Annotated in this window: 11 protein-coding genes and 1 pseudogene; 6 read left to right on the forward strand and 6 right to left on the reverse strand. The window is 67.4% G+C overall.

Features of this window, described 5'->3' with window-relative positions; translation table 11 throughout:
- Window positions 1-42: 42 nt before the first annotated feature.
- From ACH4FH_RS36145 to ACH4FH_RS36160, 4 genes are read right to left on the reverse strand one after another with little or no spacing between them, the layout of a single operon-like run.
- Window positions 43-2,451, reverse strand: coding sequence for an AMP-binding protein (locus tag ACH4FH_RS36145; RefSeq protein WP_398560214.1), 2,409 nt, complete (start codon window positions 2,449-2,451; stop codon window positions 43-45).
- Entirely contained in the window at window positions 2,448-3,257 is an 810-nt protein-coding gene (locus tag ACH4FH_RS36150) for a gamma-glutamyl-gamma-aminobutyrate hydrolase family protein (RefSeq protein ID WP_398560215.1), read from the reverse strand. Before ACH4FH_RS36150 ends, ACH4FH_RS36145 begins: the two co-directional genes overlap by 4 nt.
- Complete coding sequence (locus ACH4FH_RS36155; protein WP_398560216.1) at window positions 3,254-4,627, reverse strand: glutamine synthetase family protein; 1,374 nt, start codon at window positions 4,625-4,627, stop codon at window positions 3,254-3,256. Before ACH4FH_RS36155 ends, ACH4FH_RS36150 begins: the two co-directional genes overlap by 4 nt.
- Window positions 4,620-5,282: a hypothetical protein gene (locus tag ACH4FH_RS36160; protein WP_398560217.1), complete on the reverse strand. Its 663-nt coding sequence runs from the start codon at window positions 5,280-5,282 to the stop codon at window positions 4,620-4,622. The genes ACH4FH_RS36155 and ACH4FH_RS36160 overlap by 8 nt, the downstream gene beginning before the upstream one ends.
- Before the next feature lie 173 nt (window positions 5,283-5,455).
- Here ACH4FH_RS36160 and ACH4FH_RS36165 point away from each other — a divergent pair, with 173 nt between their 5' ends.
- The 6 genes from ACH4FH_RS36165 (at window position 5,456) to ACH4FH_RS36190 (ending at window position 12,508) form a co-directional block, all read left to right on the forward strand.
- A complete protein-coding gene (locus ACH4FH_RS36165; RefSeq protein ID WP_398560218.1) occupies window positions 5,456-6,448 on the forward strand; it encodes an alpha/beta hydrolase in 993 nt (330 codons plus the stop codon).
- Between the two features lie 119 nt (window positions 6,449-6,567).
- Window positions 6,568-8,229 (forward strand): flavin-containing monooxygenase, encoded by a 1,662-nt coding sequence (locus tag ACH4FH_RS36170; RefSeq protein WP_398560219.1) that lies wholly within the window; start codon window positions 6,568-6,570, stop codon window positions 8,227-8,229.
- Window positions 8,226-8,606, forward strand: coding sequence for a hotdog fold domain-containing protein (locus ACH4FH_RS36175; protein ID WP_398560220.1), 381 nt, complete (start codon window positions 8,226-8,228; stop codon window positions 8,604-8,606). The genes ACH4FH_RS36170 and ACH4FH_RS36175 overlap by 4 nt, the downstream gene beginning before the upstream one ends.
- Before the next feature lie 7 nt (window positions 8,607-8,613).
- A complete protein-coding gene (locus ACH4FH_RS36180; protein WP_398560221.1) occupies window positions 8,614-9,981 on the forward strand; it encodes a flavin monoamine oxidase family protein in 1,368 nt (455 codons plus the stop codon).
- A 475-nt stretch (window positions 9,982-10,456) separates the two neighbouring features.
- On the forward strand, window positions 10,457-10,876 hold the full coding sequence (locus ACH4FH_RS36185; RefSeq protein WP_398560222.1) for a hypothetical protein: 420 nt from the start codon (window positions 10,457-10,459) through the stop codon (window positions 10,874-10,876).
- A gap of 69 nt (window positions 10,877-10,945) precedes the next feature.
- Window positions 10,946-12,508: a long-chain fatty acid--CoA ligase gene (locus ACH4FH_RS36190; RefSeq protein ID WP_398560223.1), complete on the forward strand. Its 1,563-nt coding sequence runs from the start codon at window positions 10,946-10,948 to the stop codon at window positions 12,506-12,508.
- Window positions 12,509-12,754: 246 nt separating this feature from the next.
- On the opposite strand, the pseudogene ACH4FH_RS36195 reads toward ACH4FH_RS36190, so the two are convergent.
- Both ACH4FH_RS36195 and ACH4FH_RS36200 read right to left on the reverse strand, forming a co-directional pair.
- Window positions 12,755-13,274, reverse strand: a pseudogene (locus ACH4FH_RS36195) (IS5 family transposase); the annotation flags it as partial.
- Window positions 13,275-13,367: 93 nt separating this feature from the next.
- On the reverse strand, window positions 13,368-14,678 hold the full coding sequence (locus ACH4FH_RS36200) for an NAD(P)/FAD-dependent oxidoreductase (RefSeq protein ID WP_398560224.1): 1,311 nt from the start codon (window positions 14,676-14,678) through the stop codon (window positions 13,368-13,370).
- Between the last annotated feature and the right edge of the window lie 1,021 nt (window positions 14,679-15,699).

A 15,699-nucleotide genomic window follows, 5' to 3' on the forward strand; every position in this document is an offset into this window, starting at 1 on the left:
GGCATTGGTCTGTTGAAGGTGATGGCGAGCCCAGGGCGAGGCTTACGCGCCGGTGCCCCTGGCGGACCAGAAGCCCTTGATCCCCGCGCTGAGAGCTCCGCTCTCCCACGCCTTCCTCGCAGCGAGGTCCTCACGGGCGAAGGCCGCTTCGACCTCCTCTGCCTGAGGGCGCAGAAGAGCCAGGTGGAGGGCCGTCGTGTTTCCCTGGGGCGTCCACTCGAAGACGGTGTCGATGGCCCGGCCGACCAGAGCGTCGGGCTCGACGATCTCGTCCAGGAGCCCGATCCGCAGCGCCTCCTCGGCTCGGATCCGAGGCGATCCGAGCACCATGCCCATCGCATGGCTCCCGATGAGGCGCCTCAGCAGCACGCTGGACGCATTCGAGATCGTGATGCCCCGACCGTTCTCCGGCTGGTAGTACTCCGTCGCCCGGGTTCCGATGCGAGCGTCGCAACACAGGGTGAGCTCCGAAGCTCCCCCGACCGCGAGTCCGTTGACCGCCGCGACTACGGGTACCTGCGTCTCCAGGATGGCCCGGGTGATGTCGTGGAAGCTCTCGAACGCCTCACGGAGCTCAGCGTCCGTGGACGGCGCGCTCTGGAGGTCCTCACCCGCGGAGAAGGCCCGCCCCTCGCCGGTGAGCACGATCCCGCGCACGCTCTCGCCGGTCCCGAACTCGCGGATGACCGTTGCCAGCCGCAGCCGGGTGGCAACGTCCATGGCGTTGAGCTTCTCGGGACGCCGGAGCGTCAGCACTGCAACGCCCCGCATGACGTCGACGTCGAGGAATCCTCCGCCGGATGCGGCACCTACCTCCGTCTTTTTCCGTCGTGCACCGAGGTCGTAGGTCACGCCGGGATCGTCCACGGCGCGGGCCTTGAGGGCCGCCTTGGAGATGCGTTCGGACGGCGTCCGGGGGAAGTCGGCAACGAACTCCACGTAGCGCGGCACCTTGAAGCGAGCGAGTTCCTTGCCGGCCCGCTCGACGATCTCCTCAGCCGTCGCACGATTCCGCGGCACGTCGGCCGCCAGCTGGACGAAGGCCTTGACCTCCTCACCGAGGGTCTCGTCAGGTTCGGCGACGACCGCGGCCGCGACGACCACGTCGTCGCGCTCGAGGGCCGCCTCGACCTCGACGCTCGCGACGTTCTCGCCGCCGCGGCGCACCATGTCCTTGATCCTTCCGACCAGTTGGATGCCGTGGTCGGGCCGGCGGACGACGACGTCACCGGTGTGGAGCCAGCCGTCGCGCAAGACCCTGGCCGTGTCCTCCGGGCGGTTCCAGTAACCACTCATCATGGGCTTGCCCAAGACGACCAGCTCACCGGGATCGCCGGCCGGCACCTCGATGCCGTCGGGGTCGACGACGCGGACCTGCTTGGTCGGCACCGACCGCCCAAGGCTCCCGCTCCCGACGGCGTCGGTGTGGGCGAACGGGCTGAACAGGTCGACACCGGACTCGGTCATCCCGTAGATCTCCCGCCACGGCGCACCCCATCGCTCCTCCAGCTGCGCGTGAAGTCCGACGGGAATGCCCGAACAGAGCACTTGGCGCACGTCGTTGTCGCGGTCCTCGGGCACCGACGGCTGCTTGAACAACAGCGTGGGCATCGACCCGAGGACGTAGAAAAAGGTCGCGCGGTGCCGGCGAACGTCGACCATGAAGGTCGACGCGGAGAACCGGGGCAACACGACCAACGGGGCCCCGACAGTGAGAGCGAGCGCCGTGTTCCACTGCGGATCCATGTAGGAGAACGGCTGCGCCGTCAGGAGCACGTCCTCGATTCCGAGTCCGGTCGCCGCCGCACAGATCCAGCCCAACCGGACCCAGTAGTCGTGGGTGAGCATGCACGCCTTGGGGAAACCCGTCGTGCCGGAGGTGTACTGCAAGTTCGCCAACGTCCCGGCACCGACCGGAACCACCGGCGCCGCCTTCGAGAAGGGATCGGACCCGTCGTCAGCGACGTCGACGACACGAAGGCCGGCAAGCCCGCCCTCGGTTGCCAGGACATCGGCGATCAACCCGGACCGCTCGGAGTCGGTGAATGCGACGCGTGCACCCGAGTCCCGGAGGACGAAGGCGAGATCGCCCCGCTGGTAGGAGGAGTTGACCGGAACTGCGACCGCTCCGGCCTTGAGCGCAGCGATCCAGACGACCGGCCAGTGCACGACGTTCGGGAGCATGATCGCGACTCGGTCGCCCGGCTGTATGCCGTCGAGCTCGATCAGCCGGTGCGCCAGCCTGGAACTCCATTCGTCGATGTCGGCAAAGCTCCATGACCGTTCACCGAAGCGCAGGAACTCCCGTTCCGGTGAATCCTGTGCGCGCTGCGACAGCAGCTCGGTCAAGGTGGGGAGGCTGGGGTCCAAGCCGATCTGTTCGGGCTTCACGACCGGCAGGGGACGCGAGTGGGCGCGACCGGCTTGCTCTGCTGCCACGTTCTCAGTCATCGCGAGCACCTCTGCATCTCTTCACCGCGGTGGGCCGCAAGCAGCTCCGCCCCGGCCTGGACGATCCACGTCATCGCCGGGTCCGCGTTCTTCATCCACTCCGGGTGCCACTGGACTCCAAGCGCCGGAGCGCCTGGGAGTTCAACCGACTCGATCACGCCGTCGCTCGTCCGTCCGGTCACGATCAGCCCCGCGCCACAGCGGTCGACGGCCTGGTGGTGCCAGGAGTTGGTCAGCGCGTGCTCGCCGAACAGGTCGGCTGCGATCGAGCCCTTCTCGAAGGCCACGAGGTGATCAGCAGTGCCGTCGGTCGGCGCAGCCTCCGTGGACAGGTGGCTCACGGAGCCGGGCGGGAGGTCGGCGATGAGCGTGCCGCCGAGGGCGACGTTGAGCACTTGCATGCCGCGACACACACCCAGGACGGGAATCCCCCGCTCCAGAGCGGCTCGGACGAGCTCGATCTCGTACTCGTCCCGAGCCATGTCGTGGGCCATCGGATCCATCCGTGGATCGATGTCGCGGACCACTGCCGTGTCGCCACCCCAGTACGCCGGATGGAGGTCTTGTCCGCCGGTGATCACCACACCGGAAAGCCACTGACAGATGTCCGTCGTGTCCGTGTCGTACGACAGGTGCACCGGAAGTCCACCGGCCTGCGCGATCCGGATTGCGAAGTCCGACATGGAGCTGTCGACGCAGCGGTCGCCGTACCTCTCGTCGGATCCCTTGAGCAGTTCCAGCCGGTACCGCCGCCCGGTGATGCCGACGAGCGGCCGCATCGTCGCGGCCTCCTCACGCGCGCTCACGGCAGTTCGAAGTAGCGAGCCGACTCCCACTGCGAGAGCTCGGCGAACGGGTCGCCGCCTGCGGTGTGGAACTGCATCCACTCCCACTTGCGCGACGCGATCCAGTAGTCGACGAACTCGTCGCCGAGGAGTTCGCGCAGGATCGGGTCGGCGTCCAGGGCCGCTGCGGCCTTCGTGATGGTGTCCGGGATCCGGTCGATGCCCAGGCCGGGCGGCAGGCACCACGCCATGTCGGTGACCTGCTCGGCGGGTTCGATCTTCCGCTCGATACCGGCGATGACGCCGGCCAGCACGCCCGCGAGCGCGAGGTAGAGGTTCGCGTCCGCGCCCGGGAGGCGGTACTCGAGACGGGAGTACTTGGGGTGTCCGCAGACGGCGCGCACTGCGGCGGTCTTGTTGCTGATCCCCCAACTGATCGTGACCGGCGGCCCACTGAGGTCGACCAGCCGCCGGTACGACGTGATCTGCGGCAGCACGATCGACGTGTTGCCCTCCATCGTCGCCAGCAGCCCACCGATGGCGTGCAGCATCGTGTCCGACGGCCCGTCCTCGGCGTAGAAGGCGTTGTCGCCGTTGCGCTGCAAGGAGAGGTTGATGTGGGATGCCTGGCCGTAGCCGGCGGTGGGCTTGGCCATGAAGGTCACGCTGTGCCCGCGCTCGAACGCGACCTCGCGCATGATCTGGCGGGTCCGTGCCCAGGCGTCGCCGACCTTGATCGGGTCGCCCGGTGCGATGTTGAGCTCGATCTGACCGGCGGCGTCCTCGTCGCTCCAGGCCTCCCACTCGATGCCGACCTCGTCGAGACGGTCGGCCACGGCCTTCATGTAGTCGGTCCAGTCCGCCGATTTGGCGAGGTGGTACGCCGTACCCGCGCTGCCGCCCAGGGGGGTCAGCTCGCGATACCCGCGGGCGCGCGCCTCGTGGATTGGCTCCTCGAAGACGGTCGCCTCGATCTCGACCGCGACGGTCGCGGTGAATCCGAGGCCAGCCAGACGCTCGACCATCTTCCGCACGAGGTTGCGCGGACAGATCGGGACCGGCGTACCGTCCTTGAGCCAGTAGTCGCCGAGCACCGAGTCCAGGCCCGGCTTCCACTCGACCAGGGTCGACATGTCGGGACGGAGGTAGACGTCGTCGAGGTGGCCACGCCAGGCGGGGTAGGCGGAACCGAAGACAGGAACGTTGCCGAGGTCGAGGCCGAACAGGAGATCCGCGAAGGCGAAACCCGCGTCCTTGCCGGCATCGAACTTCTTGGGCGAGACGTTCTTGCCGAGGAAGCATCCCTCGGGGTTCGTCGCCTCGAGCCGGATGGCACGCGGGCCGGAGTCGCGGAGCGGCGCGCTCGTGGCGGTGCTGCTGAGGTCAGACATCGTAACGAACCTTCCAAGAGGCGCCGGTCATCACCGACAGCTGGGACATGGTGCCCTGGATGCCCAGGGCGCCCGAGGACAGGACAGCGACGAGGTCGTCGGCACCGGAGAACACGCCGGCGAGCGTCTCGGGAGCTCCGGCGACCAGGTACTGCGTGGAGCCGTCGCCGAGCACGACCTGCTCCAGGCCCTCGGGCCCTTCGGTGACCGCGATCAACACGTCGGGAATGCCCGGCAGCGAACGTGTCGCGTCCCAGAACCGCTGAGCGGCATCACGCCACCCGGGCAGCGGCGGCGTGAGCGCCTGCAGGACGCCCCCGGCCAGGTCGGCATCACCAGAGGGATCCGCCGTCGGCGCGAAACGCGCGTTGAGGTCGACCGTGACAGTGGCGTCCGGCTCGACCAGCACGCCGCTGGACACGTCGAGGCCGTTGTCACCGAAGTTGATCGTCGCGGCCTGGGGCGTGTCGTGAGAGCGAATCGCGACGGTGCCGGTCGACCTGCTCAGAGTGTCGGCCGCATGCCCGGTCCGGGCAGAGTCACGCAGCGTGCGACCGATCAATCGCACGAGGGGACTCGCATCGTCCTCGATCCTGACGTCGACCTCTGCGGCACCCGCAGATGCCGACGGGGGGGCCGTCGTGGTTTCGGACATCCTTCGGTCCTTTCGACTTCACGAGCCACGCGAGGCGTATGGGCGCCGCGCGGGCTCGAACAAATTCGAGGTTACTTAGTCATGTGACTGAAACACATGACTAGGATGGTGAGGCACGCATCACAACGTGTCAACACCCTCCTTGCCACCTCGCCGGAAAGAGGCCCCCGCGCATGACCAGGCCAGTCCCGCCCAGCTGGGAGCGCCTCGACGCCGACGCGCTGCTCATCGCCCGGGCGATCACCGAAACGTTGACGACACCTGTCCGCGAGCTCGGAGCCCAGGCGGCGCGGGAGGTCTTCGCGAGCGCACCGTCCGACCGTCCACTGACACCCCTCGACCGAGTCGAAGCGGTGGCCGTCCCGACCCGCTCCGGACATCTGCGCGCGCGCCACTACCACCCACCCGGCTCGCCGACCGAGGACCTGCGGCCGACGCTGCTGTATCTCCACGGCGGCGGATTCGTCCTCGGAACCCTCGACGGGGTGGACGAGGTCTGCCGCGCCATCGCCGCTCGGTCCGGGTGGGGAGTGCTCTCCCTGGAGTACCGACTCTCCCCGGAGCATCCCTACCCGGCAGCCCTGGAGGACTCGGTCGACACGCTAGCCTGGCTCCGCACGTCAGCCCTCGATTCGGGCATCGACCCGGACATGATCGCCGTCGGCGGCGACTCCGCAGGTGGCAGCCTCGCCGCCGCGCTCTGCCTCCACCTCCGGGATCGCGGACTCCCGCTCCCCGTGTCGCAGGTCCTCGTCTATCCCGCGGTCGACGACCGGTTCTCCACGCCGTCCTGGACTCAGTTCGCCGACGCGCCCCTGCTGACTGCAGCCGATGCGCGCTGGTTCTGGGAGCAGTACATCGGCCCCGACAACCAGGGCGGCGTCGATCAGTACGCAGCCCCCATGAAGGCGGCATCCCTGCACGGATTGCCGCCGGCCCTGATCCTCACCGCCGAAGTCGACCCTCTGCGTGACGACGCCGAGGCGTACGCCGAACGCCTGCGGCACGACGGCGTACCCACTACCGCCATTCGCCACTCGGGCGTGTTCCACGGCTTCTTCACCGAGGTCGGCGCCTTCGCCAAGACCGACACGGCGATCGACGACGTGGCCCGGCATCTGCGAGGCATCGCCGCCACTCACGCCGCATCAGCCTCGACTTCTTGATGGCCGCCGGGCATTGACGGAGGTCAAAGCCCATAGCTACATTCTTAGTCATCTGACATAGACACATGACTACCTCGTGTGGTTTGTCATCCCTCTTGGACCACGAGAAGGCAGAGCCCATGACTGACACCTCCCCCACGGCCCCGATCCTCGACGTCCTGTGCGTCGGCGCCGGGTTCTCCGGCCTCTACGCCGCCTACAAGGCGGCCGAGCAGGGCTGGACATTCGTCGGGTACGAGGCCGCCCCCGAAGTCGGCGGCACCTGGTTCTCGAACACCTATCCCGGCGCCCGGTGCGACGTCGAGAGCGTCTACTACTCGTACTCGTTCAGCGAGGAGCTCCAGCAGGAGTGGACCTGGAGCGAGCGCTTCGCCCCGCAGGCGGAGATTCTGAGCTACATCAACCACGTCGCCGACCGCTTCGACCTTCGTCGGCACTTCCGGTTCAACACCAAGGTGGTTGCCGCGAACTGGCTTCCCGACGAACATCTCTGGGAGGTGACCCTCAACTCCGGGGAGACCCAACGTAGTCGCTACTTCCTGGCCGGCTCGGGCGGACTCTCGACGCCGAAGGACGTCGACGTGCCCGGCCTGGAGAACTTCACCGGGTCCACAGTGCCGACGAGCCGCTGGAACATCTCGCTCGACAAGCTCGCCGGCAAGCGGGTCGCAGTCATCGGCACCGGATCGTCAGGCGTGCAGTGCATCCCGCTCATCGCCGAGGTGGCCGAGCACCTGACCGTGTTCCAGCGGACCCCCAACTACGTCTTCCCCGCCCGCAACGCCCCACTGCCCGCGGAGACGGTCGCCGACATCAAGAGCAAGTACTCCGCCATCCGCGAGGAGTGCCGCCACTCCCCCGGCGGAATTCCGGACCGCCCCGTGACCGACCGCGCCTTCGACGTCTCCGACCAGGAGCGTCAAGAGCGCTACGAGCGGGCCTACGAGCGCAGCGGGTTCCTCGGCGTCGGCGCGGAGTTCGCCGACCTCCTCACCGACCTCAAGGCCAACAAGACCGCATCGGACTTCATGCGTCAGAAGATCCGTCAGATCGTCCACGATCAGCGGACCGCGTCCCTGCTGGAGCCCCAATTCCACCCCCTGGGCGCAAAGCGCAGCTGCTTCGGCACCGACTACTACGAGACGTTCAACCGTCCGAACGTCTCGCTCGTCTCGCTACGTGATGAGCCGATCACGACCATGACACCCGACAGCATCGTCACCGAGAGCGGCTCCTACGACGTTGACGCCATCGTCCTCGCAATCGGTTTCGACGCCTTCACCGGGCCACTGTTCGCGCTCAACGTCACGACGCCGAAGGCAGGCAGACTGCAGGATGCGTGGAGTGACGGCGTGCGCACCTACCTGGGCACCATGACCGCCGGATTCCCCAACTTCTTCATGATCGCCGGCCCCCAGAGCCCCGCGCTCGTGAGCAACGTCGTCGTCACGATCGAGCAGGCGGTCGACTGGATAACCGCCCTGATCACCCATGCCAAGGCCGAAGGCCGCGAGGTCATCGAACCCACCACCGAGGCCCAGGACGACTGGGTGAGCATCACCGAGGCCACGGTCAACCAGACGCTCTACGCCACGACCGACTCCTGGTACCGCGGCTCCAACGTGGCCGGCAAGCCGACCACCTTCCTCGGCTACGTCGGCGGCGTCGGCAAGTACCGCCGCATGTGCACCGAGATCGCCAAGCGCGGCTACCCCGGCGTCAAGATCGGCGGACAGGCCGTTGCCCCCGGGATCGGCCGTATCAATAGGGAGATCGCGTGAAGGTCGTCCACCAGCGCTACGTCGCGCACTCGGATGCCCACTACGCCGGCAACCTCGTCGACGGCGCGTACAGCCTGAAGTTGTTCGGTGATGCCGGAACCCACTTGGCGATCATCGGCGACGGTCACGAGAGCCTCTTTGCCGGGTACTCCACGGTCGAGTTCCTCGCGCCGATCCGCGGCGGAGACGTCATCGAAGCCGAGGCGCGCCTTGCGTCCAAGGGCAACCGGAGTCGCACGGTCGAGTTCGAACTGCGCATCATCTGCCGCTCCTTGGACGAGACCGGGAGAGCTGAGGCACTCGCCGAGCCCATCGTCGCCACTCGTGCCCGAGGGACGGGTGTCGTCCCTGCCGGCGCAACCAAGAAAGGGAGTTGAGATAGCCATGGATGCAGCGAGCAACGTACGTGAAGAGGCGTGCGAGATCGTCGTGGTCGGTGCCGGCATTGCGGGGTTGATGGCGGCGACCACCCTGTCGGATCGGGATGTCGTCGTCCTCGAAGCCACCGGTCGGGCCGGGGGGCGCGTGGAGTCGGTTCGCCAGGGCGACTACTGGATCAACCTCGGAACCCAGTTCACCGAGGGAACCGGCACCCTGATCGAAGCCCTCGAACGCCACCAGATCCCCATGGGGACGCTGGCGGGCAAGAAGGTGGCCCTCGCGCTCCACGGAAAGCAGGTCGATACCTCAAATCCGTTCGGCCTGATGCTTCGCTCCCGGATGTCCTTCATGGACCGGGTCGGACTGGCGGCTGTCGGCGCTCGCATCCTCGCGGCCGTACCGTTTCTGGAGATGAACCCTGACAATTCCCTGGCGAAACGGGTTCGGGCGGCACTCGATGCTCGCGCCGCGTCGTACGTACTCCGCGGCGTTCACTCCGAAGTCGCGCGGGCCATGGTCCGGTCCTGGTCCGGGCAATGGATGGGATGCGAGCCGGAGGAGACAGCGGCGACGCAGTTCGCGATCTCGATGGGGATACTCCTGACGGACCCGGCGAAGGTTCCGAACTTCTCCCTGCCGGCGGGAGGAAACCAGACCCTCACTGACGTCCTGGCCGCCGACCTCGGCGACCGGCTGCGGCTGAACTCGCCGGTGAGGTCGGTGGAGTGGACCGAGGACGGCGTCGTCGTCGACTACAAGGACGAGAACGGACCGGCGCGGATACGCGCCCGCCGTGCGATCGTGGCCGTTCCCAGCGACGTGGCTGTGAAGATCATGCCCGGCCTCCCACCTGGGTACCGGGCGGCGTTCGACGACATTCACTACGGCCGGTACGTGGTGGTGGGCTACTTCACCCGCGAGGAGGGTCCGCAGCGGTGGGACGACTACATCGCTGTGTCGACGCCGCAGCTGTCGTTCCAGGCGATGTTCAACCATGCCGCGGCCATGCGCGGTTCTGGCCCACGAAAGCCGGGCGGCGCGCTGGCCTGCTTTGCGGGCGGCGCAGTGGCCGACAGTCTGTTCGAGCGCACCGATGAGGAAATCGTTACACGATTCACCACAGACCTCCTCTCGCTCTACCCCGAGCTCGAGGGGAAGCTCGAGGAGGGGATCGTCCGACGTCACCCCCGGGTCGTGCCGTTCTGGCCACCCGGCGGCCGCGCCTCGCTGCCGACGCTGCGCCAACACCTCGGCCCCGTCTACATGGCCGGCGACTATCAGCTCGACATGCCATCACTCGCCGACGCGGCCTCGTCGGGCGAGCGGGCCGCGGAGCAGGTTCTGGCGAGCCTGTCCGGCCCAGTGCGCTGACGAGCCGACGCTCATCGCATTCTTCGGTCGCCCGCGCCGGCAGCCACTCCCCGACGTTTTCGTCCCCGCCATTCGTGGCTAACCCTTGCAAGGAAGCAACCGTGCCTGCCACGCAGAACCCCGCCCGTCAGGCGGACCGGCTCTACCACGACCTCCTCTCCCCCGCGGAGACCCGAGAGCTCCGCGACCGAGTACGGAAGATCGCCGCCGGCGTCGTCGCCCCCGCAGCACGCCGAATCACGAACGGGGATGAGCGCGTCGACGGATTCCGGCAAGGAGATCACCGGATGAGCCTCGCGGGCCGCGCCCTGCTCATGTCGGGCCGCGGCTTCGGCCTGGCGATCGCCGCCGCCCCCCGCTGCGGCGCCAACGTGGTTCTGCCGGCCAAGACCGACACTCCGGACCCTCGATTGTCCGGCACGTCGTCGGGGACGTACGCGACGAGGCATCGGTGCAGCGGGCTGTCGAACGAGGCGTGGACAGGTTCGCCGGCATCGACCGTGGCAACAACGCTTCCGCGCTGGCCGTCGGCGGCACCGACACGCTGACAATGAAGCAGTTCGACCTGCTCCTGACTCTCGGCTGGGCAGCGGAGTACGCCGAACACGGCGTGGCAGCCAACTGCTTGTGGCCCGAGACCTACATCGTCACTGATGCAATGAAGAACATCCTCGGCCTCGACGCCGCGATCGACAGGGCATGCTCACCCGAGAACGTGGCCGGCCGCCGTCAAGGTCCTCGAACGGACCGCAAGCGAATGCACCGGCCGCATTCCTCGACGTCGAGGGGCTCCGCGACGCCGGAGTCCCGACCTCTCGTCGTAGGGGGCACGGGGAATCCCGAGTACGACATCTTCGTCGATCGACCGCGACGACGAGGTACACGGCCGTGCTGAGGCGAAGCGCGGACCGCACGATCCATCCGCGGGCGAGCAAGCCCGCCCCGAGGCTCATGAGGAGTCACCATGCTGAACCTGTCGATCCTGCTCGAGGACTCCGCCCGCAAGTACCCCGACCGCGAAGCTGTCGTACTGGGCTCGACCCGCCTGACGTACAGCCAGGTCAACGCTGCGGCCAACCAAGTGGCGAACCTGCTCGTGGAGCGCGGGATCCGCCCCGGTGACAGGGTGGCCCTCAGCTGTCCGAACCTTCCGCACTTCCCGGCCGTCTATTACGGCATCCTCAAGACCGGCGCAGCTGTCGTCCCGCTCAACGTGCTCCTGAAAAGCCGCGAGATCGCTTACCACCTGGACGACGCCGATGTGAAGGCCTACTTCTGCTTCGAGGGCACCCCTCAGTTGCCCATGAGCGCCGAGGGTTTCGCCGGCTTCGACCAGGTCGACGCCGTCGAGCACTTCTTCGTCATCACCGATGACCCTGCGGCGCCCAGTCCCATCGACGGGGTCGAGACGCTCGGCAGTGCCCTGGTCGGCCAGGGCACGACGTTCGACTCGGTAACGGCCGAGCCCACCGACACGGCGGTCATCCTCTACACCTCCGGGACCACCGGACAGGCCAAGGGCGCAGAGCTATCGCACGCCAACACGGTGATGAACGTGCTGGCATGCAACCGCCTGTTCGGCAGTACACCAGCTTCCGACAGCCACCTGCTCTGCCTCCCGCTCTTCCACACCTTCGGTGCCACGGTGCAGATGCACGCAGGCTTCTCGATGGCTGCCACCCTCTACCTCGTTCCTCGCTTCGATGCGCGCGAAGTCGTCAACCTGATGGGCCGTGAGCGCATCACGTTCTTCGCCGGCGTACCCACCATGTGGTGGGGGCTCTTGAACGCGCTCAGCGACGACATCGACGTCAAGCGCATCGCGAGCAACCTCCGGATCGGCATCTCCGGAGGTGCTGCACTACCGATGGAGACCGCCCACCAGGTCAAACAGCGCCTCGGGGTCACTGTGCTCGAGGGATACGGGTTGTCGGAGACTTCTCCCGTGGCGACGTTCAGCAATCCCGATCTCGACCCGCGCCCGGGATCGATCGGGGTGCCCATCTGGGGCGTCGAACTGAAACTCATCGACGACGACTGGGCCGAGGTGACCGAGAGCGGACATGTCGGTGAAATCGCGGTCAAGGGCCACAACGTGATGAAGGGCTACTACGGCCGACCGGAAGTCACGGCCGAGGTCATCCGAGATGGCTGGCTCCGCACCGGCGACCTCGCACGACGCGACGAGGACGGCTTCTACTACATCGTCGACCGATCAAAGGACCTCATCATCAGAGGCGGCTTCAACGTCTATCCGCGTGAGATCGAAGAAGTCCTGATGAGGCACCCGGAGGTCAGCTTGGCCGCTGTCATCGGCGTACCTCACGACAGCCATGGCGAGGAAGTCAAGGCCTTCGTCATCCTCCAGCCCGGTTCCTCCCTCACCACCGACGAGTTCGTCGCCTGGGCCAAGGGAGAGATGGCCTCTTACAAGTACCCTCGCATCGTCGAGTTCGTGCCCAGCCTGCCGATGACCGCCACCGGAAAGATCCTCAAGCGCGAGCTGGCCCGCAGAACAAAGCAGTGACACACAGGACGCACCAACACACATCGTGGCCGGCACCGGACCAGCCGGTGCCACGGAATCGCTTCGTCGACCAAGCCACACGCCAAGTAGTCGCATGGACGAGCTACAGCCCTCGCCCTCCGAGACCCACATCCTCGTCGAAGACGAGGAGTTCGACGACTTCGGCGGCTAGAGCGCGTCTCATTGTTCCGTTGGTTCTTGGGAGCATCCGCCTCAACCTGACGGTTGACGTCCACACGCGTGATGTCTCGGCGTCGAACGCAGGCGGTCGACCGCCTGCTCGGCCTCGTCGCAGACGCCGTCCCACCTGGTCGGACGGCTAGGGGATGACAGCAGGGATCCCCCGCCGGCGGAGACGCCCCCGGATCGCGCGGGACGAATACGCGCGGTCCGCCAGGACCATCCGGCCGGGTCCTCGGCCTTCCCGGCCCGTTTCGCGGAACACGGATGCCTGCCATCACTGCCTCGAACGCTGGTGCGTCGCTGGCCTGGCCTGCGGTGTCGCGGAGCCTCAGAGGGCGAGCGTGACTGTCGCTGGCCAGGTGGACCTTCGTGCTCAGGCCGCCGCGGGAGCGTCCGAGCGCGTGGTCGTCGGGTTCGGCCCGGTCAGGCGCCCCCTTTTCCTGGCCCCGGCGGCATGTTGGTGGGCCCGGCAGACGGTGGAGTCCACAGACACGGTCCAACCTCTGTTGTCACCGTCGTCGGCTGCGGCCAGGACTGCGGTGAGGGTCCCTTCCCAGGTTCCGTCCACGTCCCAGCGGATCAGCCCCCCCCGTGGATGGATTCGACGCGATCGGAGTATGTCAACGCATGGTCGTGAGTTGCTCGTGCCGTTGGCGTCGGAGTTGAGCGTGACTCCTCAGCGCCCGCGACTCAGACGGTCCGAGATGCGGTCGACCGCCCACCCCGCCTTCAATGTCGGCGCGCCGAGAGCAAATGAGGGCATGTATGGCGGCCGCGGTCGCCAGATCGCACGCAGATCGTCGTGGATCTCATCACCGGCGAGCCGGTCAGCCAGCAACGTGCCGATGTAGGGCGACTGAGCCAGCCCATGGCCGTTACAGCTGACGGCGTAGAAGACGTTCTTAGCAACCTCACCGGCGACCGGGAGGAACGACGTCATCGCTACCCACCCGCCCCACGCCCGCTGCGGCGCGAGGTAGCTGAGCGACGGGAATCGCTCGTGGAAGCCGCGAACGAGATCCGCCACCACTGCCCGATCCGGCTCGCGGGCACCCAGCGCTCCCGGTGCCGCCTGGAGCCGACGGGTACCAAACATGATTGTGCCGCAAGCGGTGCGCCGGTAGTTCTCGAGAATCGTGTGCGGGGTGATGATGCCCGTACGGCTCGTCCAGCCGATCGCTGCCAGGCGGTCGGGATCGACCGGTTCGGTCTCGACCAGGCTCGTCCAGATGGGCGCGATACCGCTTGGGGCAATCTCGAGGTCGCGGGAGTGGGCGTTGGTCGCGAGCACCACCCTCTCGGCGTGGACGCGGCCACCTGGCACACGGACGACGACGCTTGCACCATCGGGCTCGACAGCTTGCACAGCTGTCCGCTCGAACACCTTCGCGCTCGACGCCAGAAGCGCGTCCCTGAGTCCGAGTGCGAGCTTCCCAGGGTTCAACAGCCCCCCACCGCGCTCGAAAATGCCGCCCAGGAACGTTCCCGGCAGGCCGAAGTCAGGGCCGTCGACGAATTCCACGTCTGCCCCCGCGTCGCGGAGGATCTGCATGTTCTTCTTCAAGCGCCGGAGCTGTCCGGTGGAGACCCCGGCGATGACGTTGCCAGTGGGGTCGTACTCGCAGTCGATGGCGAGCCGCTCGATCAAACCCTCGGTGAACTGTGCCGAACTCTCGCCATAGCGAACGAGGTCACGGAGTCGGCGTCGGAACAGCAAGCGCAAGAGTTGCGGATCCCCGGCCAATGCGTTCGACAAGTAACCCGCGTTGCGCGAACTCGCACCCCAGCCGCAATGCGCGGCTTCGAGCAGGACCACATCCGCTCCGCGCTCCGCCAGCCGGAGCGCGGACGCCATTCCGACAAGACCACCGCCGACGACGGCGACATCGCACTGGACCTCACCCTCGAGCGCCGGCGCGAAATCGGTGGGCCGATCGCTCCACCCGGTGAACGCCGAGTAGGTCAAGCCGTCGGCGGTCGCATTCATTGACATCGTTGTTCCTCGCCTCCCGTCCCCTCTTTTGCAGCGGCGAACGGGCCATCGATCATTATTCGATTCCGAATCGAGTTCGAGTTTACACGACGCAATGCCCACACCGACCCGCGGAGGCTCCCGGCCCAACCCCAGGCGCATCGCCCCCGCAACAGTGCGTAGGCCCCTGAGCCACGGCCCCAGCGGCGGTTGCATCGTCTGGTTGGCCATCTGGACTGGGAAGGCGGGGTCGTTCGTGCGGTCCCAGATACGCGCTGCGATCACGCAACCACTGGGTCGTCACGGAAGGCTCGTCGCCCAGGAGACAGCCAAGGCTGCTGGGCAGCCGACGACCACGGAGCGGCGGGACGACACTGCCGGCCGCCCGCCTTGGGGGCGCCGGCGACCAGATCGGGCCGCAGGTGGTCGGCAGTTGACCAGCCGATCACACGACGGCACGCGATGGCGATGACTCAACCAAGTGGAGCCGGCCCTGGTCGGTTGGGATGCAGGTCATGTCGCCACACCAGCGGGTGTCGATCGCCGCCTAGTCGGGGACGAAGCCCCGCAGGACCAGGTCGGGCCGCAGGGCAGCTCGCGGGTCAGCGATGGTGGTGACATGCGGTCGTCCGCAACGTCCGCCCTGTGGGCCGGCTGCTCACATCAGGCGATCAATGCGCCCCTCGCAGTCGACGCCGCCCCGTTTCATGGCGGCGTGGAAGCGGGGGACGCCATAGGTGCCGCGCGAGTTGGCGTGGGCCGTCGTGATTCCTTCGGTCAGCGTGGCGTCGCCCCCCGGCGGGCCGGGGTTGCTGCTTCTCCGCCTCGGTGAACGGGCGCACCATCACCGGATCCTCTTTGGTGCTCCATGCCGAGCCGTCGGCCTCATGGGCCCGGTTTATGCCTCGGGGGGCGAACGCGGACCTCACTGCCCGACCGGGTCGGGATCGGTGCGGTTACCGTCGCGCGCCGGATCGGCAGGCCGAAACCCCTGAAATTCGATCTCGAATCGACTTTGCGATGTCGGCTTCGGGCA

Origin of the sequence: Streptomyces sp. NPDC017993, assembly GCF_044328065.1 — a bacterium.
Lineage (GTDB): Bacteria > Actinomycetota > Actinomycetes > Streptomycetales > Streptomycetaceae > Streptomyces.